Raw genomic sequence first — 23673 nt, 5'->3', positions numbered from 1 at the left:
CTTTTCAGTTTTCAGTTTTCTTTTTTCTCGTCAACCAAGTCCCCTTAGGAGTCATCATGGAAGTTATCAGCTTTGTTGCCCTGGCCGCCGGCCTCATCATCGGTCTCGGCGCGTTCGGCGCTTGCGTCGGCATCGGCATCATGGGCAGCAAGTACCTCGAATCGGCTGCACGCCAGCCCGAGCTGATGGGTGAACTGCAAACCAAGATGTTCCTGCTGGTCGGCCTGATCGACGCATCGTTCATCATCGGTACCGGTGTGGCGCTGTGGTTTGCAACGGCCAACCCGTTCCTGGCGCAAATCGCCACCCTGGCCAAGTAAGTTTTTCTCCTCGGATCAAGTCGTCATTCCTCATGGAATGGCTTCCAGCTCCATTGCATAGAGAGGGTGAAAAGTGAGCATTACCGGTACCTTAATCGTCCAGTTGATCGTGTTCCTGATCCTGGTCGGATTCACGATGAAGTTCGTGTGGCCGCCGATCGCGAAGGCGCTCGACGAGCGCGCCGCCAAGATCGCGAGCGGGTTGGCTGCGGCTGACAAGGCCAAGACGGAACTGGCTGCCGCCGACAAGAAGGTCGAAGCAGCGTTGGGCCAGGCCCGCAACGAATCCGCGCAGCGTCTGGCCGATGCGGAGCGTCGTGCGCAAGCCATCGTGGAAGAGGCCAAGGGCCGCGCCACGGAAGAAGGCAACAAGATCGTCGCCGCTGCACGTGCCGAGGCCGAACAGCAGTCCGCCAAGGCCCGCGAAGCACTGCGCGAGCAGGTCGCTGCGCTGGCTGTCAAGGGCGCCGAGCAGATCTTGCGCAAGGAAGTGAACCCCGCGGTCCACGCCGACTTGCTGGCTCGCCTGCAGACCGAACTCTGAAGCAGAAGGCGCATCGAGGAATACCATGGCAGAAATCGCCACCATCGCACGCCCTTACGCCGAGGCCTTGTTCAAGGCTTCAGCGTCGGATCTTCAGGGCACGGGCGCCTGGCTGGAACAAGTTGCGGCCATCGCCGGCAACTCGCAGCTGCAGCAATTTGCCGACAACCCGAAGGCAACGCCCGAGCAAGTGCTCGGCGTGATCGCCGGCGTGGCTGGCGGCTCGCTGCCGGCGCAGGCCAACAACTTCCTCGGCGCATTGCTCGAGAACGGTCGCTTCGCGGCGCTGCCGGAAATCGCGCGTCAATACCGCGTGCTGGCCAATGCCCTCCGCGGCTCGTCGGACGCCGTGGTGTACAGCGCCTTCCCGATCGATGACGCTGCGCTCGCGCAGTTGACGACGGCGCTTGAAAAGCGTTTCGGTCGCAAGCTGCAGGTCTCCGTGACGCTCGACCCGTCGTTGATCGGTGGCGTTCGCGTGGCAGTGGGTGACGAAGTGCTCGACACCTCGGTCAAGGCCCGTCTTGAACAAATGAAAGTTGCGCTGGCGGCGTAAGCCTTCGGCCCCTCACAAAGAAAGAAGGAACGAGTCATGCAACTCAATCCCGCAGAAATCTCCGAACTCATCAAGAGCCGTATCGAAGGCCTTGGCGTTTCCGCCAACATCCGCAATGAAGGCACCGTGGTGTCGGTGACCGACGGCATCGTGCGCGTGCACGGCCTGTCGGACGCGATGCAGGGCGAAATGCTGGAATTTCCGCCGAGCGCGGACGGCACGCCTTCGTTCGGGCTGGCGCTGAACCTCGAGCGCGACTCGGTCGGCGCCGTGATCCTGGGCGAGTACGAGCACATCTCCGAAGGCGACACGGTCAAGTGCACCGGCCGCATCCTGGAAGTGCCGGTCGGCCCCGAGCTCATCGGCCGCGTGGTGAACGCACTGGGCCAGCCGATCGACGGCAAGGGTCCGGTCAACGCCAAGATGACCGACGTGATCGAAAAGGTCGCACCGGGCGTGATCGCACGGAAGTCGGTGGACCAGCCCCTGCAGACCGGCCTGAAGTCGATCGACTCGATGGTACCGATCGGCCGTGGCCAGCGCGAGCTGATCATTGGCGACCGCCAGACCGGCAAGACGGCCGTGGCCATCGACGCGATCATCAACCAGCGGGGCCAGGGCGTGACGTGCATCTACGTCGCCATCGGCCAGAAGGCTTCGTCGATCAAGAACGTGGTGCGCGCGCTGGAACAGGCCGGTGCCATGGACTACACGATCGTGGTGGCTGCTTCCGCTTCGGAATCGGCGGCCATGCAGTACGTGTCGGCCTACTCGGGCTGCACCATGGGCGAGTACTTCCGCGACCGCGGCGAAGACGCGCTGATCGTGTATGACGACCTGTCGAAGCAAGCCGTTGCGTACCGCCAGGTGTCGCTGCTGCTGCGCCGCCCGCCAGGCCGCGAAGCCTACCCCGGCGACGTGTTCTATCTCCATAGCCGCCTGCTCGAACGCGCAGCCCGCGTGAACGCCGACTACGTCGAAGCGTTCACCAAGGGTGAAGTCAAGGGCAAGACGGGTTCGCTGACCGCGCTGCCGATCATCGAGACGCAAGCCGGCGACGTGTCCGCTTTCGTGCCGACCAACGTGATCTCGATCACCGACGGCCAGATCTTCCTGGAAACCAACCTGTTCAACGCCGGTGTCCGTCCCGCCATCAATGCCGGTATCTCGGTGTCGCGCGTGGGTTCGTCGGCACAGACCAAGGTCATCAAGGGCCAGTCCGGTGGTATCCGTACCGACCTGGCGCAGTACCGTGAACTGGCTGCGTTCGCGCAGTTCGCTTCCGACCTGGACGAAGCCACCCGCAAGCAGCTCGACCGCGGTGCCCGCGTGACCGAATTGTTGAAGCAGACACAGTACAGCCCGCTGCCGATCTCGCTGATGGGCGCGACGCTGTTCGCCGTGAACAAGGGCTTCATGGACGATGTCGAGATCAAGAAGGTGCTGCCGTTCGAACATGGCCTGCACCAGTTCCTGAAGTCCAGCCACGCCGCGCTGCTCGACAAGATCGAGAAGTCGAAGGCGCTCGACAAGGACGCCGAAGCCGAGCTGACGACTGCCATCACGTCGTTCAAGAAGTCGTTCGCCTGATCGACCTGACTGAACTGACAAGGAGCTCTCATGGCAGCTGGTAAGGAAATCCGCGGCAAGATCAAATCGGTGGAGAACACCAAGAAGATCACCAAGGCCATGGAAATGGTCTCGGTTTCCAAGATGCGCAAGGCGCAGGAACGCATGCGCGCCGCTCGCCCCTACAGCGAAAAGATCCGCAAGATCGCGGCCAACCTCGGCAAGGCGAACCCGGAGTACACCCACGCGTTCATGAAGACGAACGAGTCCAAGGCGGTCGGGTTCATCGTCGTGACCAGCGACAAGGGCCTGTGCGGTGGCTTGAACACCAACCTGCTGCGCGCGGTCACGGCCAAGTTGCGCGAGGCGCAGGCCGCCGGCAAATCCATCGATTCCGTGGCGATCGGCAGCAAGGGCCTCGGCTTCCTGAACCGCATCGGTGCGCGCGTGGTGTCGCATGTCACCCACCTGGGCGACACGCCGCACCTCGAAAAGCTCATCGGGCCGGTCAAGACGCTGCTCGACGCCTATGCGGAAGGCAAGCTGTCGGCCGTGCACCTGTGCTACACGAAGTTCATCAACACCATCAAGCAGGAGCCGGTGGTGGAGCAACTGCTGCCGCTGGCGGCCGAGTCGCTTCAGACCGAGCAGGGCCAGCACTCGTGGGACTACATCTACGAGCCGGATGCGCAGAGCGTGATCGATGAACTGCTGGTTCGCTATGTCGAATCGCTGGTGTATCAGGCGGTGGCCGAGAACATGGCGTCCGAGCATTCGGCGCGCATGGTGGCCATGAAGGCTGCGACCGACAACGCCGGCAACGTGATCGACGAACTGAAGCTGGTCTACAACAAGACGCGTCAGGCCGGCATCACGAAGGAACTGTCCGAAATCGTTTCGGGCGCGGCGGCTGCCGCGGGCGTGTAAGCCGGTTCCACCGTCGTCCCCCTACAAACAACTTTTATCGGAGCACACATGGCTCAAGCAAACGCAGCACAAGGCAAGATCGTTCAATGTATCGGCGCCGTGGTCGACGTGGAATTCCCGCGCGACCAGATGCCGAAGGTCTACGATGCCCTGAAGTACGACGAAGGTGGCCTGACGCTCGAGGTGCAGCAGCAACTCGGTGACGGAGTGGTGCGCACCATTGCACTCGGTTCGTCCGACGGCCTGCGCCGCGGCATCATGGTGACCAACACCGGCGCGGCCATCACGGTGCCGGTCGGCAAGGCCACGCTGGGCCGCATCATGGACGTGCTCGGACGTCCGATCGACGAGCGCGGCGACGTGGGCCAGGAGCTCACCGCTTCGATCCACCGCAAGGCCCCCGCCTACGACGAACTCTCGCCCTCGCAAGACCTGCTCGAAACCGGCATCAAGGTGATCGACCTGGTGTGCCCGTTCGCCAAGGGCGGCAAGGTGGGCCTGTTCGGCGGCGCCGGCGTGGGCAAGACCGTGAACATGATGGAACTCATCAACAACATCGCCAAGGCTCACTCGGGTCTGTCGGTGTTCGCCGGCGTGGGTGAGCGTACCCGCGAAGGCAACGACTTCTATCACGAGATGGCCGATTCCGGCGTGGTGAACCTGGAGAACCTGGCCGAATCCAAGGTGGCCATGGTCTACGGCCAGATGAACGAGCCCCCGGGCAACCGTCTGCGCGTGGCGCTGACCGGCCTGACCATCGCCGAGTCGTTCCGCGACGAAGGCCGCGACGTGCTGTTCTTCGTGGACAACATCTATCGCTTCACGCTGGCCGGTACCGAAGTGTCCGCTCTGTTGGGCCGGATGCCTTCCGCCGTGGGTTACCAGCCCACGCTGGCCGAGGAAATGGGCCGCCTGCAAGAGCGCATCACCTCGACCAAGGTCGGCTCGATCACCTCGATCCAGGCCGTGTACGTGCCGGCCGATGACTTGACCGACCCGTCGCCCGCCACCACCTTCGCCCACCTGGACTCCACCGTGGTGCTGTCGCGTGACATCGCTTCACTCGGTATCTACCCCGCCGTGGACCCGCTCGACTCGACCTCGCGGCAGCTCGACCCGCTGGTGGTCGGTGAAGAGCACTACAACGTGGCCCGCGCCGTGCAAGGCACGCTGCAGCGCTACAAGGAACTGCGCGACATCATCGCGATCCTGGGCATGGACGAACTGGCACCGGAAGACAAGCTGGCCGTGGCCCGTGCCCGGAAGATCCAGCGTTTCCTGTCGCAGCCGTTCCACGTGGCCGAAGTGTTCACGGGTTCGCCTGGCAAGTACGTGTCGCTGGCCGAAACCATCCGTGGTTTCAAGATGATCGTGAACGGCGAAGCCGACCACCTGCCGGAACAGGCGTTCTACATGGTCGGCGGTATCGACGAAGCCTTCGAAAAGGCGAAGAAGGTCGCGTAAAGCGGCGCATTCGACCGCCTGGCGTCGTTGCCGTGCTCGCCGTACATTTGTCGGCTCTGCGCGGCGCCTAGTCAGACGGTCGATTGCTTGCTTTCCACACCCTTCTCCAGGATTGCAAAGGACAACAAATGGCAAACACCATTCATGTGGACGTGGTCAGCGCAGAAGAGTCGATCTTCTCGGGCGAGGCCAAATTCGTCGCGCTGCCCGGTGAAGCCGGCGAACTCGGCATCTATCCGCGCCACACCCCGCTGATCACGCGCATCCGTCCCGGTGCCGTGCGCATCGAGACGGCCGACGGCGGCGAAGAGTTCGTCTTCGTGGCCGGCGGCATCCTCGAAGTGCAGCCAACCACCGTCACCGTGCTGTCCGACACCGCGATCCGCGGCAAGGATCTCGACGACGAGAAGGCCAACAAGGCCAAGGCCGCCGCCGAGGAAGCACTCAAGAACGCGCGGAGCGACATCGACATCGCGATGGCGCAATCGGAACTGGCCGTCATGGCCGCGCAGATCGCTGCGCTGCGCAAGTACCGTCAGAAGAAGTGAGCGCGCTCGGCCTCGTGCCGCGTGTCACCGACCCACACAGAGCCGCCTCCGGGCGGCTTTTTGCTGCGCGCGATGTTCGACTTCGAATTGAAATAGGTCGAAGTTAAGCCTTGTGCGGCTGAAGAGCTGTCCCTAGTATTCGCGTTCGCCCGGCCCGCAGGCCGTGCATGACGAGACCGGAGACAAGAAGCTTGGTACGTTGGAGCAGGCTCACTGGCGATGAGATGCAGTTGCTGGAGACGACTTTCTGGTCGGCCGGCGGCTCGCGGCATGGCATGGCCGAGCGGCTGGGCTTTTCCAAGAGCAAGGCGAACACGCTGATTGCCGGGCTGATCGAACAGGGCTTGCTCGCCGAATCGGGTTTGCAGGAGTCCTCCGGTGGCCGGCGCGCAGAGAACTTGCAGTTGCACAGCGGGCTGGGTGTGCTCATCGGTGTCGATGTAGGAGCGACCAGTCTCGACGTGGCAGTGCTGCGGCCGGATCTCACGCCGCTCGCGCAGCATGCCGAGGCGGCCGATGTGCGGCAAGGTCCGGGCGTGGTGCTGGCGCGCGTGCGCACGCTCATGCGGGAACTCCTGGCGCAATGCGGCTTTGGCGCGAAGGACGTGCTGGGGATCGGCGTTGGGGTGCCGGGACCGGTCAACTTTGCGATCGGGCAGCTCGTCAATCCGCCCTTGATGCCCGCCTGGGACAGCTTCTCGATCCGCGACTACCTGCGCGAGGAATACGTTGCGCCTGTGTTCGTCGACAACGATGTGAACCTGATGGCGCTCGGCGAACTGTGGCGACTGCGCCGTTCGCTGAGCAACTTCCTGGTGATCAAGGTTGGCACGGGGATTGGTTGCGGCATCGTCTGCCACGGCGAGGTGTATCGCGGCGCTGCCGGTTCGGCCGGCGACGTGGGCCACATCTGCGTGGACCAGGAAGGGCCCCGCTGCCACTGCGGCAATGTGGGGTGCGTGGAGGCGATGGCGGCCGGGCCGGCCATCACGCGCATGGCGATCGAGGCGGCCAATGCGGGCGAGAGCGTGGCGCTCGCGACCTGCCTGAGGGAGAAGGGCCGCATCGACGCAATCGATGTTGGCGAAGCGAGTCGCGCGGGGGATGCGGCGGCCAACGGGATCATTCAGCGCGCCGGCAATCTCATCGGGCAGATGCTGGCCTCGGTCGTCAACTTCTTCAATCCGTCGCATGTGTTCATCGGCGGCGGCATCACGCGCATCGGGCCGTTGTTCCTGGCAGCTGTGCGTCAAAGCGTGTACCAGCGCTCGCTTGCGCTATCGACGCGGCACCTGGAGATCCAGTACACGCCGTTGGGCACGCAGGGCGGGGTGATCGGCGCGGGGGTGCTTGCGTTGCACGAGACTCTGAAGGTTCGTGGGGTGGCGCCGTGAGCGCCGCTCGGCCGCCCGAAGGCACTCGAACCGCAGTGCCCAGAGCGGAACGTGCCCTATGAGCGCAGTTCAGAGCCCGGAGGCGAGGCAATGAACGCCGTGGCGTCGGTGCCCGCCGTCAAGCGCAGCGTCGCGGTCGAGTTCAATGGCATCGTCAAGGCGTTTGGGCCGGTGCAGGTGCTGCATGGCGTGAGCTTCTCGCTGGCACCGGGGCGCGTGTATGGATTGCTTGGCGAGAACGGTGCGGGCAAGTCCACGATGATGAAGATCCTCGCGGGCTACGAGCAACCGAGCGGCGGCAGCTTCAGCATCAACGGCACGGTCAGGCACTTTGCGAACTCGCGCGACGCCGAGGCGCTGGGCATCGTGCTGATTCACCAGGAGTTCAACCTGGCGGAAGACCTGAGCGTGGCGCAGAACATGTTCCTGGGCCACGAGAAGAAGAAGGGGCTCTGGCTCGACGACGCGGCGATGGAGCGAGAGTCCCTGGCTGCGCTGGCCGAGGTGGGGCTGCAGGTCGACCCGCGACTCAAGGTGCGTCGCCTCATCGTGGCGGAGAAGCAGTTGGTCGAGATCGCCAAGGCGATTGCACGCCACGCGCGGCTGCTGATCATGGACGAGCCGACCGCGACGCTCACGCCGGGCGAGACCGAGCGGCTGTTCAAGCTCATCGCGCAATTGCGTGCGGACGGCGTGACCATCGTCTACATCTCGCACAAGCTCGATGAAGTGGAGCGGGTGACGGATGAGGTGATCGTCATGCGCGACGGCCGCTTCGTGGCGCGCGCTCCGACGGCCGATCTCACGCACCAGCAGATGGCGAACCTCATGGTGGGGCGCGAGTTGGCCGATCTTTTTCCGCCACGGGACCCGGTGGTTGCCGACAAGCCGCCGGCGATGCAGGTGCGCAATTTCAGTGTGCCCGGGTGGGCACGGGAGGCCAGTTTTGAGGTGCGGCCGGGCGAGATCCTGGGCTTTGCCGGGCTGGTGGGCGCCGGGCGTACGGAGCTGTTCGAAGGGCTGATGGGGCTGCGCCCGTCCAGCGGCGAAGTGCAGATTCTTGGCGAGCCGGTGCACCTGCGCAATCCGCGCGACGCCGCGCGGCACGGCTTCACCTACCTGAGCGAGGACCGCAAGGGCAAGGGCCTGCATGTGAACTTCGGGCTGCGGCAGAACCTCACGCTGATGGCGCTCGAGCAATACACCCGGCCATGGCTGCGACCCGACGCCGAGCGCGCGGCGCTGGGCGAGGCGGTGAAGGACTTCGGCATCCGTACCGGATCGCTCGAAGCGAAGGCGTCGTCGCTGTCGGGCGGCAACCAGCAGAAGCTCGCGCTCGCCAAGGTGCTGCAGCCACGGCCGAAGATCGTGGTGCTGGACGAGCCGACGCGCGGCGTCGACGTGGGGGCCAAGCGCGACATCTATTTCCTGATCCAGCGACTGGCCCGCGAAGGGCTTGCCGTGATCGTCGTCTCGTCGGAATTGATGGAACTGATCGGCCTGTGCCACCGCGTCGCGGTGATGCGGGCGGGCCGGATCGTCGCCACGCTCGATGCAGACCATCTGACCGAAGAGGAGCTGATCGCTCATGCCACCGGAACAGCAAGCTAGACCCGCCCCCGTGGCATCGACGCCGGAATCGGACGCGCCTCACCGCGCGGAAGCCAAGCCGCGCTGGACCGAGCGTCTGCGCGGCGTGGGGCCGGTCGCCGGCCTGGTGCTGCTGTGCATCGCCGGCACGCTGCTCAACAGCGACTTCGCGACGGCCGACAACGTCATGAACGTGCTCACGCGCACCGCCTTCATCGGGATCATCGCGGTGGGGATGTGCTTCGTCATCATCTCGGGCGGCATCGACCTGTCGGTCGGTTCGATGGCGGCGCTGATCGCAGGCAGCGTGATCATGTTCATCAACTGGGCGGGGCCGGCGACGGGCTCGCCGCTGATGGCGGTGGTGCTGGGTGCCGGGCTGGCGGTGGTGCTGGGCGCGGTGTTCGGTCTGGCGCACGGGTTGCTGATCACCAAGGGACGCATCGAGCCGTTCATCGTGACGCTGGGCACGCTGGGGATCTTTCGCGCGTACCTCACGTACTTTGCGAACGGCGGCGCGCTGACGCTCGACAACGACCTGTCGGACCTCTATGCCCCGGTGTACTACGCGAGCATCGCGGGCATTCCGATTCCGGTGTGGGTGTTCGTGATCGTCGCGGTGGTTGGCGCGCTCATCCTCAACCGCACCGCCTACGGGCGGTATGTACAGGCGATCGGGTCCAACGAACAGGTGGCGCGCTATGCGGCCGTCGACGTCGACCGCGTGAAGATCCTGACCTACGTGCTGCTGGGCGTGTGCGTGGGCATTGCGACGTTGCTGTACGTGCCGCGCCTGGGCTCCGCATCGCCGACCACCGGCCTGCTGTGGGAGCTGGAGGCCATCGCCGCCGTGATCGTCGGCGGCACCGCGCTGAAGGGCGGCGCGGGCAGCATCACCGGCACGGTGATCGGCGCGATCCTGCTGTCGGTCATCAGCAACATCCTGAACCTCACCAGCATCATCAGCGTGTACCTCAACGCCGCGGTGCAAGGCTTCGTGATCATCATCGTCGCGTTCCTGCAGCGCGGGCGGCGCTAGGCGGCCGCTTCCCTTTTCGTTCCGTTCCCGTTCCATCCACCACAAGGAGACATCCCGCATGACATCCATCACCCGTCGCATCGCTCTCACGGCCGTCGCGGCCGCCGCGTTCGCCAGTTTGCCGGCGTTCGCGCAGGAGAAGGTCAATCTCGGCGTTTCGATCCCGGCTGCCACGCACAGCTTCATGGGCGGCATCAACTACTGGGCCAACGAAGCGAAGAAGGACCTCGAGAAGGCGCACAAGGACTTGAAGATCACGATCAAGACGGCGGCCAACGCGGGCGAGCAGGCGAACCAGCTGCAGGACTTGTCGACTGTGACCAAGATCAATGCGCTGGTCGTGTTCCCGTTCGAGTCGGCCGCGCTGACCAAGCCGGTGGCGCAGGTGAAGGCCAAGGGCATCTACGTGACCGTGGTCGACCGCGGCCTGACCGACACCAGCGCCCAGGACGCGTATGTGGCCGGCGACAACACGGCCTTCGGCAAGATCCCGGCCGAGTACATCGTGAAGCAGCTCGGCGGCAAGGGCAACATCGTGGCGCTGCGCGGCATCGCGACGACGCTGGACAACGAACGCATGGATGCCTTCAACGCGGTGCTGAAGGGCAGCCCCGACGTGAAGCTGCTCGATGCCAAGTACGCCAACTGGAACCGCGACGATGCGTTCAAGGTGACGCAGGACTACCTGACGCGCTTCAAGAACATCGACGCGATCTGGGCGGCCGACGACGACATGGCGGTGGGCGTGCTGAAGGCGATCGAGCAGGCCAAGCGCGACGACATCAAGATCATCTTCGGCGGGGCCGGCGCCAAGGGCATGGTCAAGACGATCATGGACGGCAAGGACAAGCGCATCACGGCCGACGTGAGCTACTCGCCGAAGTTCATCTACGACGCGATCAAGCTCACGGCCGAAGCGCGGCTGAAGGGCGAGAAGCTGCCGGCGACCACGATCATTCCGTCGGTGCTGATCACGAAGGACAACGCCAAGGAGTTCTATCACCCGGACAGCCCGTTCTAAGGCGCTCCCCTGGTTGCTTGCACTTCGTGCGAGCGCCCATCCCCTCACCGGGGGCGACTCCAGCGGCCCGCATGACCGGTTTCGCGGTGTCTCCCCCGGGGCCTCTCACTTCGCCGGCCGGCTGGGTCGATTGAATGAACACTTCTACTTCTCCGCGCAAGCTGCGCTACGCGATGGTCGGGGGCGGGCGCGATGCGTTCATTGGTGCCGTGCACCGGCATGCGATTGCGCTGGATGGGCAGGCCGGCTTCGTGGCCGGCGCGCTGTCTTCGACGCCCGGGAAGGCCCTTGCCTCAGGTCGCGACCTGGGGCTGGCGGATGGCCGCAACCACGGGGATTGGCAGGCGCTGCTCGCGGACGAACTGACGCGGCCCGCGGATGAGCGGATTGACTTCGTCTCGATCGTCACGCCGAACCATGTGCACTTTCCGGTGGCGCTGGCGTTTGCCGAGGCGGGCTTTCATGTGGTGTGCGACAAGCCGCTGGTGCATACGTGCGAGCAGGCCGATGCGCTGGTGAGGGCGGTGCGCAGGGAGGGCACCGTGTTCGGCGTGACCTACAACTACACGGGCTATCCGATGGTGAGGCAGGCGCGGGCGATGGTGCGCTCGGGCGAGCTTGGCGAGATTCGCAAGGTGGTCGTCGAGTACAACCAGGGCTGGCTGGCGACGCATCTCGAGGGCACCGGCAACAAGCAGGCCGACTGGCGCACCGACCCGGCTCGCAGCGGCGCGGCAGGCGCCATCGGCGACATCGGCTCGCATGCGGAAAACCTCGTCGCGACGGTCACCGGGCTGGAAATCGAAAGCATTTGCGCCGACCTCGGCTGCCTGGTCGCGGGCCGCGCGCTGGACGATGACGGCAGCCTGTTGCTGCGCTTCAGGGGCGGCGCGCGCGGCGTGCTGATTGCCTCGCAGATCAACACCGGGCTGGAGAACGACTTGCGGCTGCGCGTGTCCGGCACGCTGGGCACGCTGGTCTGGCGGCAGGAGCAGCCGAGCCAGCTGGTGCATCTGCCGCACGACGGGCCGAAGCGCGTCCTCACGCGCGGCTCGCCTTGGCTGCACCCGTCGGCGCAGCGCGCGAGCCGCATTCCGGCGGGGCATCCGGAAGGCTTCATCGAGGCCTTTGCCAATGTGTATGGCGGCGTCATGGCCGATATCCGCGCGCATCTGGACGGCAGCGCGGCCGACCCGCTTGCGGCCGACTATCCACGTGTGGAGGACGGTGCGCGCGGCGTGCGTTTCATCGAGCGCACGGTGGCGTCGGCGGCGAGCGAGGCCAAGTGGACGTCGTGGGCAAGCTGAACATCTGTCCCGTGGCGGCACTCAAGTGCGCGATGCACGAGGGGCTGTAGGGGTGTCGTTCCTGCCCGGCGTATGTCGATTGCCCTATTTCGGTGCGCAGTACGGCACGGTAAAAGCCAAGAGGTGTCCTTGCCGACCAAGTTGCCGATCATGAAAAAACTGCTGCCTTCCACCGTGCTGTTTCTGCTTTGCGGCCCCGCGCTGGCCGCGTCGGCAGCCGACTATCCGCCGCGCAAGCCAGGGTTGTGGGAGATGACGCTGCAGACCGAGTCGTCCGGCAGCGCGAAGGCGCCCGTCGCACACACGACCCAGCAATGCATCGACGCCGCGAGCGACAAGGCCATGCGCGAGATGGGAATGGGCATGGGCAAGGAGATGTGCAGCAAGCAGGAGATGCGCGCCGAGGGCAGCACCTTCGTGGTCGACTCGGTTTGCACCATCAGCTTCGGCAGCGGCGCCAGCACCGCGACCACCCACGGCGTGATCAGCGGCGACTTCAGCTCGGCCTACAAGATGGTCATGAGCTCCAGCTACAACCCGCCGATGATGGGCCGCACCAAGGGCGAGACCGTCATGGAAGCCAAGTGGCTCGGCCCCTGCAAGGCCGGCCAGAAACCGGGCGACATGGTCATGCCGGGCGGCCAGACGATGAACATGCTCGAGATGATGAAAAACCAGCCGAAGAAGTAGGGCAGGTGCGCTCAGTTCATCAGGCTCACGTGGGCGGACACAACCCGCCACCCTTCAGGCATCCGCACCCAGGTCTGGCTTTGCCTGCCGACGCGGTCGCTGCCGGCACGCTTGAACTCGACGTTGGTCACCGCGAAGTCCTGACCGAAGCTGGTGATCGAGGTGGCGGTGATCTCGCGTTCGAGGTTCACCGCCGGCCGGCCCTTGCGGAATTCGCGGATCGCTTCGTAGCCGTAGAGGTTTTCGCCGGCGCCGTAGCGCAGTGTGTGTGGCGAGTTCCAGAACAGCATGTCGAGCACGGCAATGTCGTTGCGGACCAGCGCCTGCTGGTATTGGGCGAACACGGCTTCGACTTCGGCGAGGACAGCGGGCAGGTTGATGTCGATCATGGATGGAGCGAAGAGCAAGTTGCATGCCGAACCGGCGCGGTGGGCGGCCCCATGACCAAGGGTAGCGCTAACGGTTGACTAAAATTCTGAACATGAGCGCATCCGGCAGCCCTACACGACGTCCGCGGCGCGGCAGCGGCGCCGTCACGTTGCACGACGTGGCCAAGCTGGCCGGGGTGGCGCCGATCACTGCATCGCGTGCGTTGAGCAAGCCCTCGCAAGTGTCCGCGGACGTGCTGCGCAAGGTCACCGAGGCAGTGAACCGTACCGGCTACGTGCGCAACGTGCTGGCAGGGGGCCTGGCGTCGGCGCGCAGCCGGCTGGTGGCGGCGGTGGTGCCGACCATCTCGGGGCCGGTGTTCCTGCAGACGGTGCAGGCGCTCACCGATGCGCTGGCGGAGCATGGCTACCAACTCATGCTGGGCCAGAGCGGCTACGTCGATTCGCGCGAGGATGCACTGCTCGACGCCATCATCGGGCGCCGGCCCGACGGCATCGTCCTGACCGGCATCATGCATTCGGCCGAGGGGCGCAAGCGGCTGATGGCCGCCGGCATTCCGGTGGTGGAAACCTGGGACCTCACGCCCACGCCGCTCGACATGCTGGTGGGCTTCTCGCATGGCGACGTGGGGCGGGCGGTGGTCGAATTCCTGCGCCGCAAGGGGCGCAAGTCGCTGTCCATCGTGGCGGGCGACGACGAGCGCTCGGTGCGGCGGCTCAAGGCTTTCCAGGAGGCCGCCGCGGCCGCGGGGCTGCCCGTGACGGTGGTCTACGTGCCGGCGCCGACCACGCTGAAGAGCGGACGCTCCGCCCTGCGTCAATTGCTGGAACAGCGCCCGGACATCGACGCGGTCTTCTGCAGTTCCGACCTGCTGGCATTGGGCGTGATGACCGAAGCGCAGGTCGGCGGCGTCCGGGTGCCGGAGCAACTGGCCGTGGTCGGCTTCGGCGACCTCGAGTTTTCTGCCGACCTGCATCCCGCACTCACCACGGTTCGCATCGACGGCACGGCCATCGGGCGGCAGGCGGCGCAGTTCATCGTCGACCGCGCGGAGGGACGCGAAATTGTCGAATCGGTGGTCGACGTGGGGTTTTCCATCGTGGAGCGCGAGAGCGCCTGACGACTGAAAACGGCACCGCGAATCAGGGGTTTTGCTTTTTGCTTGATAGCGCTATCATCGACTTGGCCGGGCTGATGCGGCCCCCAACCTACAGGAACCCGTGACAACCTCCTCGACCCCCCTGGTCACCGCCATGCGCGTGATCCCCGTCGCAGGCCGCGACAGCATGCTGCTCAACCTGAGCGGCGCTCACGGCCCGTTCTTCACCCGCAACATCCTCCTGCTCACCGACAGCGCCGGCCGAACCGGCGTCGGCGAAGTGCCCGGCGGCGAGAAGATCCGCCAGACGCTCGAAGACGCGGGTCCGCTCATCGTGGGCCAGCCGCTCGGCTCGCACCAGCGCCTGCTGCAGGAAGTGCAGGCGAAATTCGCCGACCGCGACAGCGGCGGCCGCGGCCTGCAGACCTTCGACTTGCGCACCACGATCCATGCGGTGACGGCGATCGAATCGGCGCTGCTCGACTTGCTGGGCCAGCACCTCGACGTGCCGGTGGCCGCGCTGCTTGGCGAAGGGCAGCAGCGCGAATCGGTCGAGATGCTCGGCTACCTGTTCTACGTCGGCGACAAGGCGAAGACCGACCTGCCGTATGCCAGCGCTCCCGGGGCGGACAACGACTGGTTCCGCCTGCGCCACGAGAAGGCATTGACGGCTGCGGCCATCGTGCGCCTGGCCGAGGCCGCGCGTGAGAAGTACGGCTTCAACGACTTCAAGCTCAAGGGCGGCGTATTGCGCGGCGACGAGGAGGTAGAGGCCATCGTCGCGCTGCATGAGCGCTTTCCGCAGGCCCGCGTCACGCTAGACCCCAACGGCGGCTGGCTCCTGAAGGACGCCATCCGCCTGATGCGCGACATGTGCGGCGTGGTCGCCTATGCCGAGGACCCGTGCGGTGCAGAGGAGGGCTTCTCCGGCCGCGAGGTGATGGCCGAGTTCCGCCGCGCCACCGGCCTGCCGACGGCCACCAACATGATCGCCACCGATTGGCGCCAGTTGAGCCATGCGCTCGCGCTGCAATCCGTCGACATCCCGCTGGCCGACCCGCACTTCTGGACCATGGCCGGCTCGGTGCGCGTGGCACAGACCTGCCGCGATTGGGGCTTGACCTGGGGCTCGCATTCGAACAACCATTTCGATGTGTCGCTGGCCATGTTCACCCACGTCGGCGCCGCCGCGCCCGGGCGCGTGACCGCGATCGACACGCACTGGATCTGGCAGGACGGCCAGCGCCTGACGAAGGAGCCGCTGCAGATCGTCGACGGCCATGTGCAGGTACCGAAGAAGCCGGGGCTGGGCATCGAACTCGACATGGCCGAAGTCGAGAAGGCGCACCAGCTCTACAGGCAGCACGGCCTGGGCGCGCGCGATGACGCGACGGCCATGCAGTATCTGGTCCCGGGGTGGAAGTTCGACCCGAAACGCCCTGCGCTCGACCGCTGAATCGATCAACCAACCGACAAGGCTCGCCATGAGAGAAAACCGCTTGCGCACCCTCTGGAAATCCGGAGGTGCGGCCATCAATGGCTGGCTCGCCATTCCCAACAGCTTTTCGGCCGAGACAATGGCGCACCAGGGCTGGGACTCGCTGACCATCGACCTGCAGCATGGCGTGGTCGACTACCAGGCCATGGTCCCGATGCTGCAGGCCATCTCGACCACCGACACCGTGCCGGTGGTGCGCGTTCCGTGGCTCGAGCCGAGCGCGCTGATGAAGACGCTCGACGCCGGCGCCTATGCCGTCATCTGCCCGATGATCAGCACGCGCGAAGAAGCACAGAAGCTGGTCGCCTACACCCACTACGCTCCGCGCGGCACGCGCAGCTTCGGGCCGATCCGGGCCTTGCTGTATGGCGGCGCCGACTACGCCTCGCATGCCAACGACGCCATCGTGACCTTCGCGATGATCGAGACGGCGCAGGCGCTCGACAACCTGGACGCGATCATGTCGGTGGAAGGGCTGGACGCGGTCTACATCGGGCCGTCGGACCTGTCGCTGGCATTGGGCTGCCGGCCGGTGTTCGACGACGTCGACCCCAAGGCGCAGGAGGCCATCGACCACATCCTCGAACGAGCCAAGGCGCATGGCCTGGTCGCGGGCATCCACAACGGCACGGCCGAAGGTGCGATGGCGCGCATCGCCAAGGGCTTCCAGTTCGTCACCGTCAGCTCGGACGCGCGGCTGATGGCCGCGGGCTCGCAAGCCGTGCTGTCGAAGATGCGCGCCGCGCCGGCCAAGGCCGGCTCCTCCAGCTATTGAAAACATGGCGCGGCCATGCAATTGAACTCGACAAGGAAGCTCAAATCATGAAGATCGGATTCATCGGCCTCGGCATCATGGGCGCACCCATGGCCTTGCACCTCGTCAACGCCGGCCATCAGCTCTACTACGTCAAGCGCGGCAAGGTCAACGCCGAGATCGCGGCGACCAATGCCGTCGCCTGCGCCACGGGCAAGGAGGTTGCACAGCAGGCCGAGGTCGTCATCCTGATGGTGCCCGATACGCCCGACGTGGCCGCGGTGCTGTTCGGCGAGGACGGCGTTGCGCAAGGCCTGTCGAAGGGCAAGACCGTGATCGACATGAGCAGCATCTCGCCGATCGAGACCAAGGCCTTCGCGCAGAAGATCAACGACCTGGGCTGCGACTATCTCGACGCACCGGTCTCGGGCGGCGAAGTGGGTGCCAAGGCCGCGAGCCTGACCATCATGGTCGGGGGTACCGAAGCGGCCTTTGCCAGTGCCAGGCCGCTGTTCGAGCGGATGGGCAAGAACATCACGCACGTCGGTGGCGTCGGCGACGGGCAGACCACCAAGGTCGCCAACCAGATCATCGTGGCGCTGAACATCGCCGCCGTCGGCGAGGCGCTGCTGTTCGCCAGCAAGGCCGGCGCCGATCCGGCCAAGGTGCGGCAGGCGCTGATGGGCGGCTTTGCGTCGTCGCGCATCCTCGAAGTGCATGGCGAACGCATGATCAAGCGCACCTTCAACCCGGGCTTTCGCATCGGCTTGCACCAGAAAGACCTGAGCCTGGCGCTGGCCGGCGCCAAGGCGATCGGCGTGGCGCTGCCGCAGACCGCATCGGCCGCGCAACTGATGCAAGCCTGTGCGGCCAACGGATGGGACCAGCTGGACCACTCGGCGCTGGTCAAGGCGCTGGAATTGATGGCTTCGCACGAGATCGCGAAAGCCTGATACTTTGCCTCGTCGGCAGGCAGGCAGCCTGCATGGAAGGGGTCGAAGTGAAGAGGTGGCTCGTGTGGATTCTGTGGAGCGGCATGGCGTTGCATGCGCGCGCCGGGACCGATTGGTTCACCGTGGTCGGCGATCCGAAAGACCCGAACGCCAACACCGTCCAGATCGACCCGGAGGCGGCTGTGATGCAGGGCGCGCGCAAGAACATGTACATGCGCGTGAGCCGCTCGACGCGCCGGCTCAACTGGGAGAGCCTGGCCTACCGCTCCTACGAGGCGCGGGTTGCCTTCGACTGCCGCGAGAAGAAGGCCGAATACATGATCGCCACCTTCTATCCCGACCCGTTGTGGAGGGGGCTCCCGGCCATCACGACCGACTACGCGGATCAACCCAAGCCGATGGAGCTGCGCGACTTCGACCCGAACCCGACCGAGCGCATCATCCGCGCGGCGTGCCGTGGCGTCGGGGGTGACGTGAGGCCGTGAAGCATCTTTCGTAGGCCGCAGCCCACGCTGAAATGGCGGCGCGGCGTCGGAGCGCGCACCGATCCGCCGGCCTACGATGGCGGACCATGACAGAGCCGACACCGCCCCCGTCATTGCCCCCGTCATCACCCCACAGCCCGCCCGCGCGCCCGGGCGACCTCGTGGTGGCGCGGCCGGAAGGCCTGTATTGCCCGCCGGGCAATTTCTACATCGACCCGTGGCGTCCGGTGGAGCGTGCCGTCATCACGCATGCGCATTCCGACCATGCGCGTATCGGCCACGGGCATTACCTGGCGCAGGCCGACAGCGAAGGCATCCTGCGCACGCGGCTTGGTTCCGACATCCGCTTGCAGACGCTGGCCTACGGCGAGGCGGTCGAGCATCACGGCGTGCGCTTGTCGCTGCATCCGGCGGGCCATGTGCTCGGTTCGGCGCAGGTGCGGCTCGAACAGGGCGGGCGCGTGTGGGTCGCCTCGGGCGACTACAAGACCGAGCCCGACGGCACCTGTGCGCCGTTCGAGCCGGTGCCTTGCGATACCTTCATCACCGAGTCGACCTTCGGCCTGCCGATCTACCGCTGGCCGACACAGGCGGCCCTGCTCGCGGAGATTAACGAATGGTGGCGGCGCAACGCGGAAGAAGGGCGCGCATCGGTGCTGTTCTGCTACGCCTTCGGCAAGGCGCAGCGCGTGTTGCATGGCGTGGACGCGTCGATCGGGCCGATCGTCGTGCACGGCGCGGTCGAGCCGCTGAATGCGGTATATCGCGCGGCCGGCGTGGTGCTGCCGCCGACGGTGCGCGTGACCGACGCGGGCGTCGATGCGCGCATGCTGAAGCGGGCGCTGGTGCTCGCGCCGCCGTCATCCCAGGGCACGCCATGGATGCGGCGCTTCGGCCAGTACACCGATGCGTTTGCAAGCGGCTGGATGCAACTGCGCGGCACACGGCGGCGTCGCGGAGTGGACCGCGGCTTCGTCATGAGCGACCACGCCGACTGGCCCGGGCTGCAGCAGGCCATCGCGGGCACCGGTGCCGAGCGAGTTCTGGTGACGCATGGCAGCGTCGCGGTGATGGTGCGCTGGCTTGCCGAGAACGGGATGGATGCGCAAGGCTTCAGGACCGAGTACGGCGATGACGACGTCGCCGACAAGGCCGAGGCCGGCGCGACCACGCCATGAAGGCATTCGCCGCCCTCTACAGGGAACTCGACGCCACCACGTCGAGCCTCGGCAAGCAGGCCGCGCTGCAACGCTACCTGCGCGAGGTGCCGGCAGGGGATGCGGCATGGGCGGTCTATTTCCTGGCCGGCGGCAAGCCTCGGCAACTCGTGCCGGTGAAGCTGCTGCGCCTGCTCGCGCAAGAAGCGGCCGGCCTGCCCGAGTGGCTCTTCGATGAAAGCTACGAGGCGGTGGGCGACCTCGCCGAAACCATCTCGCTGCTGCTCCCGCCGCCTACCGAGCAGCATGACCTGGGCCTCGCGGTGTGGGTCGAGCAGCACCTGCTGCCGTTGCGCAAGACCGCGCCGGAACAACTCGCCGACGCGCTGCGCGCGCAGTGGCGTCAACTTGCACCCGACGAGCGGCTCGTCTATTTCAAGCTCATCACCGGCGCCTTTCGCGTCGGCGTGTCGAAGCTGCAGGTCACGCAGGCGCTGGCGGCCGTCGGCGGCATCGACGCAAAGCGCGTGGCGCAGCGGCTCATGGGCTACACCCATATCGGTGGCCAACCGGGCGCGAAAGACTATGCCGCGCTGATCTCGCCGGAGAGCAGCGGCGAGCAGAACCAGAAGACCAGCGGCCAGCCGTATCCGTTCTTCCTCGCGCATCCGTTCAACGCCGCGGTGGACGAATTCGATGCCTTGCTGGGGCCGCCTGCCGACTGGATCGTCGAATGGAAGTGGGACGGCATCCGCGCGCAACTCGTCAAGCGCGCGGGTGCCGTGTGGCTGTGGTCGCGCGGCGAGGAACTCGTGACCGAGCGCTTCCCCGAACTCGCAACGATGGGCGAGGCGCTGCCCGACGGCACCGTGCTCGACGGCGAGATCGTGGTCTGGCGCGACGACAGGGTGCAGCCCTTCGCCGAACTGCAACGCCGCATCGGCCGCAAGACGTTGGGTGCGAAGCTGCTGCGCGAGATTCCGGTGGTGCTGCTCGTGTACGACCTGCTCGAATGGCAAGGACGCGACCTGCGCGCGATGCCGCAAGACGAGCGCCGCGCGCTGCTCGATGACCTCGTGGCGCAGGTGCAGCATCCGCATCTCATCGCGAGCCCGATGCTCACCGGCGGGCGTTGGGCAGATCTTGCACGGCAACGCGAAGCCGCGCGCTCGATGGGGGTGGAGGGAATGATGCTGAAGCAGCGCCGCGCGCAGTACGGCGTCGGCCGAACCCGGGATGTCGGCACCTGGTGGAAATGGAAGATCGACCCACTCAGTGTCGATGCGGTGCTGATCTACGCGCAGCGCGGCCATGGTCGGCGTGCCAGCCTCTACAGCGACTACACCTTCGCCGTGTGGGATGGGCCGCCGGAGCGGGAAGACCGCAAGCTGGTGCCGTTTGCGAAGGCGTACTCGGGCCTGACCGACGAAGAGATGGCGCGCGTCGATGCGGTGATCCGCAAGACCACGGTGGAGAGCTTCGGGCCGGTGCGCAGCGTGCGGCCGACGCTGGTGTTCGAACTCGGCTTCGAAGGCATTGCCCGCAGCATGCGCCACAAGAGCGGCATCGCGGTGCGCTTCCCGCGCATGTTGCGCTGGCGCGAAGACAAGCCGGTGGAAGAGGCCGACACGCTCGATACGCTGGCGGCATTGCTCCCCGCGCAGGCGGGACAGGAAGCGCCGCTCCCAACCGCCGCGGGTGCAGGCGCCGACCCGTGAAGACCGCCGACCTGATCGCATGGTTTGCGTCGCGCGGCTGGAAGCCGTTCCAGTTCCAGCGCGAAGTCTGGAAGGCCATCGGCGAAGGCCGCTCGGGCTTGCTGCATGCGACCACCGGCGCCGGCAAGACCTATGCCGTGTGGCTCGGCGCGCTGAAGGCCTTCGGTGCGAATCCGACGGCGGCTTCGCGGCACCCGGTCGGACGAAAGGTCGCGCCGCCGCTCACCGTGCTGTGGATCACCCCGATGCGTGCACTCGCCGCGGACACCTTGCGCGCGCTGCAGCAACCGCTCGAGGCGCTGTTGCCCGATTGGACCGCCGGCGCGCGCAGTGGCGACACGCCCACCGGCGAACGCCTCGCGCAGAACCTCCGGCTGCCGACCGTGCTGGTCACCACGCCGGAGAGCGTCAGCGTGATGCTCTCGCGTGCGGACGCGAAGGATGTGCTCGACACCTTGAAGATGATCGTCGTCGACGAGTGGCACGAACTGCTCGGCAACAAGCGCGGCGTGCAGGTGCAACTCGCGCTCGCGCGCCTGCGTCGCTGGAATCCATCGCTGTGCGTGTGGGGTATGTCCGCCACGCTCGGCAACCTGCCCGAAGCCATGCGCACGCTGCTGGGTCACCATGAAGGCAGGATCGTGCAAGGGCAGGTGCCCAAGCAACTCGTCATCGACTCGCTGCTGCCAAGCCGTGCCGAGCGCTTTCCGTGGGGCGGCCACCTGGGCCTCACGATGCTGCCGCAGGTCATCGAGGAGGTGGCGAACAGCAGCACCACGCTGGTCTTCACCAACACGCGCTCGCAGGCGGAGATCTGGTACCAGGCGATGCTCGAGGCCAAGCCCGAGTGGGCCGGCGTGATCGCGCTGCATCACGGCTCGCTCGACCGCGCGGTGCGCGAGTGGGTCGAGGCGGGGTTGAAGAATGGCGAATTGCGCGCCGTGGTCTGCACGTCGAGCCTCGACCTCGGCGTCGACTTCCTGCCGGTCGAGCGTGTGCTGCAGATCGGCTCGCCCAAGGGCGTCGCGCGCCTGCTGCAGCGGGCAGGGCGATCGGGCCACGCACCGGGCCGGCCGTCGCGCATCACGGTCGTGCCGACGCACAGCATCGAGATCGTCGAAGGGGTTGCCGCAAGATCGGCGGTCGCGGCCGGCCACATCGAAGCACGCAACACACCGGTACAGCCGCTCGACGTGCTGGTGCAGCACCTGGTCACCGTAGCGCTCGGCGGCGGCTTCAGGCCCGACGACCTGTACGACGAAGTGCGCGAAACCGTGGCGTATCAAGGCCTTGGCCGCGAGAGCTGGGACTGGTGCCTGTCGTTCGTCGCGCAGGGCGGCCCGTCGCTCGCGGCCTATCCCGACTACCACCGCGTGGTGCCCGACGCGGAAGGCATCTGGCGCGTGCCGGATGCGCGGCTGGCGCGGCGCCATCGCGTGAACATCGGCACCATCGTCAGCGATGCGAGCATGTCGGTGCAATACGTGGGCGGCGCGAGGCTCGGCAGCGTCGAGGAGAGCTTTGTCGCACGCATGAAGCCGGGCGATTGCTTCCTCTTCGCGGGCCGCATGCTCGAACTGGTTCGCATCCGCGAGATGACCGCCTGGGTGCGTCGCGCCAGCGGCAAGCGCCCGGTGGTGCCGCGCTGGGGCGGCGGCCGCTTTCCGTTGACGACGACGCTGGCCGATGCGGTGGTGCGGCAACTCGCGCAGGCCGGCGAAGGCCGCTATGAATCGCCCGAACTGCAATGCGTGCGCCCCCTGCTCGAACTCCAGCAGCAATGGTCGGCATTGCCGACACCGCAGACGCTGCTCGCCGAAACGCTGCGCACGCGCGAGGGCTCGCACCTGTTCCTCTATCCATTTGCCGGGCGGCAAGTGCACCTCGGCCTGGCCAACCTGATCGCCTGGCGCGTCGCGCAACATGCGCCGCGCACCTTCTCGATCGCGGTCAACGACTACGGCTTCGAGCTGCTGAGCGCGACCGAGGTCGAATGGCCCACGCTGCTCCCGCAGGTGCTCGCGCCGACCGATGAAGCGACCTTGCTGCACGAGGTGCTGGCGAGCCTCAACGCCAGCGAACTCGCGCAACGCCGCTTCCGCGAAATCGCGCGCGTGTCTGGACTGATCTTCCAGGGCTACCCGGGCGAGAAGCGCAGCAACAAGCAACTGCAGGCCTCGTCGTCGCTGTTCTGGGAGGTGTTTCGCAAGTACGACCCGCACAACAGATTGCTGATGCAGGCCGAGCAGGAACTGCTGGCGCAGGAGCTGGAAATCACCCGCCTGCAGGCCAGCCTCGCGCGCATCGCCACGCAGCAACTCGTGAGGAAAGCGCTGGCGCGGCCGACGCCCTTCTCGTTCCCGTTGATGGTCGAGCTGTTCCGCGAAAAGCTCACCAACGAGAGCGTCGCCGACCGCATTGCACGCATGGTCGAGCAACTGGAGAAGGCAGCGGGCGGGGCCGTGCCGATGGGCAATGTGGAGCGTGTGAAGAAGACGCTTGCGTTCGGGCAGGAAAGCGCACTGGGGCGCGACGGCGATCGCGTCGCGAAAGCACGACGCGAACGCAGGCCTTCCCGGCCCTTGCCGCCATTGTGAAACCGTGAAATACGGCGTTCGCAGTTCGTGTGAAACCGCACATGGACCTCCGG

General features: G+C 66.2%; 22 protein-coding genes. 21 read left to right on the top strand and 1 reads right to left on the bottom strand.

The window, feature by feature from the left end:
- The first annotated feature begins 56 nt into the window (after positions 1-56).
- The 13 genes from atpE (at position 57) to WKW80_RS30555 (ending at position 12969) form a co-directional block, all read left to right on the top strand.
- Complete coding sequence (gene atpE, locus WKW80_RS30615) at positions 57-320, top strand: F0F1 ATP synthase subunit C (RefSeq protein WP_165908898.1); 264 nt, start codon at positions 57-59, stop codon at positions 318-320.
- Positions 321-393: 73 nt separating this feature from the next.
- On the top strand, positions 394-864 hold the full coding sequence (locus WKW80_RS30610) for a F0F1 ATP synthase subunit B (RefSeq protein ID WP_340367364.1): 471 nt from the start codon (positions 394-396) through the stop codon (positions 862-864).
- A 25-nt stretch (positions 865-889) separates the two neighbouring features.
- Complete coding sequence (locus tag WKW80_RS30605) at positions 890-1420, top strand: F0F1 ATP synthase subunit delta (RefSeq protein ID WP_340367363.1); 531 nt, start codon at positions 890-892, stop codon at positions 1418-1420.
- Between the two features lie 36 nt (positions 1421-1456).
- Positions 1457-3010 carry a F0F1 ATP synthase subunit alpha gene (gene atpA / locus WKW80_RS30600; protein ID WP_340367362.1) on the top strand — a complete coding sequence of 518 codons (1554 nt, stop codon included), beginning with the start codon at positions 1457-1459 and terminating at the stop codon, positions 3008-3010.
- 30 nt (positions 3011-3040) lie between these two features.
- A complete protein-coding gene (atpG, locus tag WKW80_RS30595) occupies positions 3041-3916 on the top strand; it encodes a F0F1 ATP synthase subunit gamma (protein ID WP_340367361.1) in 876 nt (291 codons plus the stop codon).
- 48 nt (positions 3917-3964) lie between these two features.
- Complete coding sequence (gene atpD / locus WKW80_RS30590; protein ID WP_340367360.1) at positions 3965-5380, top strand: F0F1 ATP synthase subunit beta; 1416 nt, start codon at positions 3965-3967, stop codon at positions 5378-5380.
- A gap of 128 nt (positions 5381-5508) precedes the next feature.
- Positions 5509-5928: a F0F1 ATP synthase subunit epsilon gene (locus tag WKW80_RS30585; RefSeq protein ID WP_340367359.1), complete on the top strand. Its 420-nt coding sequence runs from the start codon at positions 5509-5511 to the stop codon at positions 5926-5928.
- A 224-nt stretch (positions 5929-6152) separates the two neighbouring features.
- Positions 6153-7322 carry an ROK family protein gene (locus WKW80_RS30580; protein ID WP_340367397.1) on the top strand — a complete coding sequence of 390 codons (1170 nt, stop codon included), beginning with the start codon at positions 6153-6155 and terminating at the stop codon, positions 7320-7322.
- A 90-nt stretch (positions 7323-7412) separates the two neighbouring features.
- Complete coding sequence (locus WKW80_RS30575) at positions 7413-8933, top strand: sugar ABC transporter ATP-binding protein (protein ID WP_340367358.1); 1521 nt, start codon at positions 7413-7415, stop codon at positions 8931-8933.
- Complete coding sequence (locus WKW80_RS30570) at positions 8911-9951, top strand: ABC transporter permease (protein WP_340367357.1); 1041 nt, start codon at positions 8911-8913, stop codon at positions 9949-9951. Before WKW80_RS30575 ends, WKW80_RS30570 begins: the two co-directional genes overlap by 23 nt.
- A 58-nt stretch (positions 9952-10009) precedes the next feature.
- Complete coding sequence (locus WKW80_RS30565; RefSeq protein WP_340367356.1) at positions 10010-10972, top strand: substrate-binding domain-containing protein; 963 nt, start codon at positions 10010-10012, stop codon at positions 10970-10972.
- Positions 10973-11106: 134 nt separating this feature from the next.
- On the top strand, positions 11107-12279 hold the full coding sequence (locus WKW80_RS30560; RefSeq protein WP_340367355.1) for a Gfo/Idh/MocA family protein: 1173 nt from the start codon (positions 11107-11109) through the stop codon (positions 12277-12279).
- Positions 12280-12429: 150 nt separating this feature from the next.
- Positions 12430-12969: a DUF3617 domain-containing protein gene (locus WKW80_RS30555; RefSeq protein ID WP_340367354.1), complete on the top strand. Its 540-nt coding sequence runs from the start codon at positions 12430-12432 to the stop codon at positions 12967-12969.
- An 11-nt stretch (positions 12970-12980) separates the two neighbouring features.
- Here WKW80_RS30555 and hpxZ read toward each other — a convergent pair whose 3' ends face one another.
- Complete coding sequence (gene hpxZ, locus WKW80_RS30550) at positions 12981-13358, bottom strand: oxalurate catabolism protein HpxZ (protein ID WP_340367353.1); 378 nt, start codon at positions 13356-13358, stop codon at positions 12981-12983.
- Positions 13359-13450: 92 nt separating this feature from the next.
- Between hpxZ and WKW80_RS30545 the strand changes: the two genes are divergently transcribed.
- From WKW80_RS30545 to WKW80_RS30510, 8 genes are all read left to right on the top strand, one after another.
- Positions 13451-14479 (top strand): LacI family DNA-binding transcriptional regulator, encoded by a 1029-nt coding sequence (locus WKW80_RS30545; RefSeq protein ID WP_340367352.1) that lies wholly within the window; start codon positions 13451-13453, stop codon positions 14477-14479.
- Between the two features lie 100 nt (positions 14480-14579).
- Complete coding sequence (gudD, locus tag WKW80_RS30540) at positions 14580-15914, top strand: glucarate dehydratase (protein ID WP_340367351.1); 1335 nt, start codon at positions 14580-14582, stop codon at positions 15912-15914.
- A 28-nt stretch (positions 15915-15942) separates the two neighbouring features.
- On the top strand, positions 15943-16731 hold the full coding sequence (locus WKW80_RS30535) for an HpcH/HpaI aldolase family protein (protein ID WP_340367350.1): 789 nt from the start codon (positions 15943-15945) through the stop codon (positions 16729-16731).
- Between the two features lie 20 nt (positions 16732-16751).
- A complete protein-coding gene (locus WKW80_RS30530; RefSeq protein WP_340367396.1) occupies positions 16752-17663 on the top strand; it encodes a 2-hydroxy-3-oxopropionate reductase in 912 nt (303 codons plus the stop codon).
- 32 nt (positions 17664-17695) lie between these two features.
- The gene (locus WKW80_RS30525) at positions 17696-18148 is read left to right on the top strand and encodes a surface-adhesin E family protein (RefSeq protein WP_340367349.1); all 453 of its coding nucleotides are present in this window, start codon (positions 17696-17698) and stop codon (positions 18146-18148) included.
- 86 nt (positions 18149-18234) lie between these two features.
- Positions 18235-19326 carry a ligase-associated DNA damage response exonuclease gene (locus WKW80_RS30520; protein WP_340367348.1) on the top strand — a complete coding sequence of 364 codons (1092 nt, stop codon included), beginning with the start codon at positions 18235-18237 and terminating at the stop codon, positions 19324-19326.
- On the top strand, positions 19323-21023 hold the full coding sequence (locus WKW80_RS30515) for an ATP-dependent DNA ligase (protein WP_340367347.1): 1701 nt from the start codon (positions 19323-19325) through the stop codon (positions 21021-21023). The genes WKW80_RS30520 and WKW80_RS30515 overlap by 4 nt, the downstream gene beginning before the upstream one ends.
- Positions 21020-23620: a ligase-associated DNA damage response DEXH box helicase gene (locus tag WKW80_RS30510; protein ID WP_340367346.1), complete on the top strand. Its 2601-nt coding sequence runs from the start codon at positions 21020-21022 to the stop codon at positions 23618-23620. Before WKW80_RS30515 ends, WKW80_RS30510 begins: the two co-directional genes overlap by 4 nt.
- The last annotated feature ends 53 nt before the right edge of the window (positions 23621-23673 follow it).

Source organism: Variovorax humicola, from assembly GCF_037889915.1.
Lineage (GTDB): Bacteria > Pseudomonadota > Gammaproteobacteria > Burkholderiales > Burkholderiaceae_C > Variovorax > Variovorax humicola.
Note: the sequence above shows the minus strand (reverse complement) of the source record. Positions and strands in the feature narration are given on the sequence as shown.

Coding starts and splice junctions, on each gene's coding strand:
- WKW80_RS30525 (WP_340367349.1), top strand. CDS start 17,696: ATGGAAGGGGTCGAAGTGAAGAGGTGGCTCGTGTGGATTCTGTGGAGC.
- WKW80_RS30535 (WP_340367350.1), top strand. CDS start 15,943: ATGAGAGAAAACCGCTTGCGCACCCTCTGGAAATCCGGAGGTGCGGCC.
- WKW80_RS30555 (WP_340367354.1), top strand. CDS start 12,430: ATGAAAAAACTGCTGCCTTCCACCGTGCTGTTTCTGCTTTGCGGCCCC.
- WKW80_RS30515 (WP_340367347.1), top strand. CDS start 19,323: ATGAAGGCATTCGCCGCCCTCTACAGGGAACTCGACGCCACCACGTCG.
- hpxZ (WP_340367353.1), bottom strand. CDS start 13,358: ATGATCGACATCAACCTGCCCGCTGTCCTCGCCGAAGTCGAAGCCGTG.
- WKW80_RS30545 (WP_340367352.1), top strand. CDS start 13,451: ATGAGCGCATCCGGCAGCCCTACACGACGTCCGCGGCGCGGCAGCGGC.
- WKW80_RS30575 (WP_340367358.1), top strand. CDS start 7,413: ATGAACGCCGTGGCGTCGGTGCCCGCCGTCAAGCGCAGCGTCGCGGTC.
- WKW80_RS30605 (WP_340367363.1), top strand. CDS start 890: ATGGCAGAAATCGCCACCATCGCACGCCCTTACGCCGAGGCCTTGTTC.
- WKW80_RS30520 (WP_340367348.1), top strand. CDS start 18,235: ATGACAGAGCCGACACCGCCCCCGTCATTGCCCCCGTCATCACCCCAC.
- atpE (WP_165908898.1), top strand. CDS start 57: ATGGAAGTTATCAGCTTTGTTGCCCTGGCCGCCGGCCTCATCATCGGT.
- WKW80_RS30570 (WP_340367357.1), top strand. CDS start 8,911: ATGCCACCGGAACAGCAAGCTAGACCCGCCCCCGTGGCATCGACGCCG.
- WKW80_RS30585 (WP_340367359.1), top strand. CDS start 5,509: ATGGCAAACACCATTCATGTGGACGTGGTCAGCGCAGAAGAGTCGATC.
- WKW80_RS30560 (WP_340367355.1), top strand. CDS start 11,107: ATGAACACTTCTACTTCTCCGCGCAAGCTGCGCTACGCGATGGTCGGG.
- atpG (WP_340367361.1), top strand. CDS start 3,041: ATGGCAGCTGGTAAGGAAATCCGCGGCAAGATCAAATCGGTGGAGAAC.
- WKW80_RS30565 (WP_340367356.1), top strand. CDS start 10,010: ATGACATCCATCACCCGTCGCATCGCTCTCACGGCCGTCGCGGCCGCC.
- atpD (WP_340367360.1), top strand. CDS start 3,965: ATGGCTCAAGCAAACGCAGCACAAGGCAAGATCGTTCAATGTATCGGC.
- WKW80_RS30580 (WP_340367397.1), top strand. CDS start 6,153: ATGCAGTTGCTGGAGACGACTTTCTGGTCGGCCGGCGGCTCGCGGCAT.
- atpA (WP_340367362.1), top strand. CDS start 1,457: ATGCAACTCAATCCCGCAGAAATCTCCGAACTCATCAAGAGCCGTATC.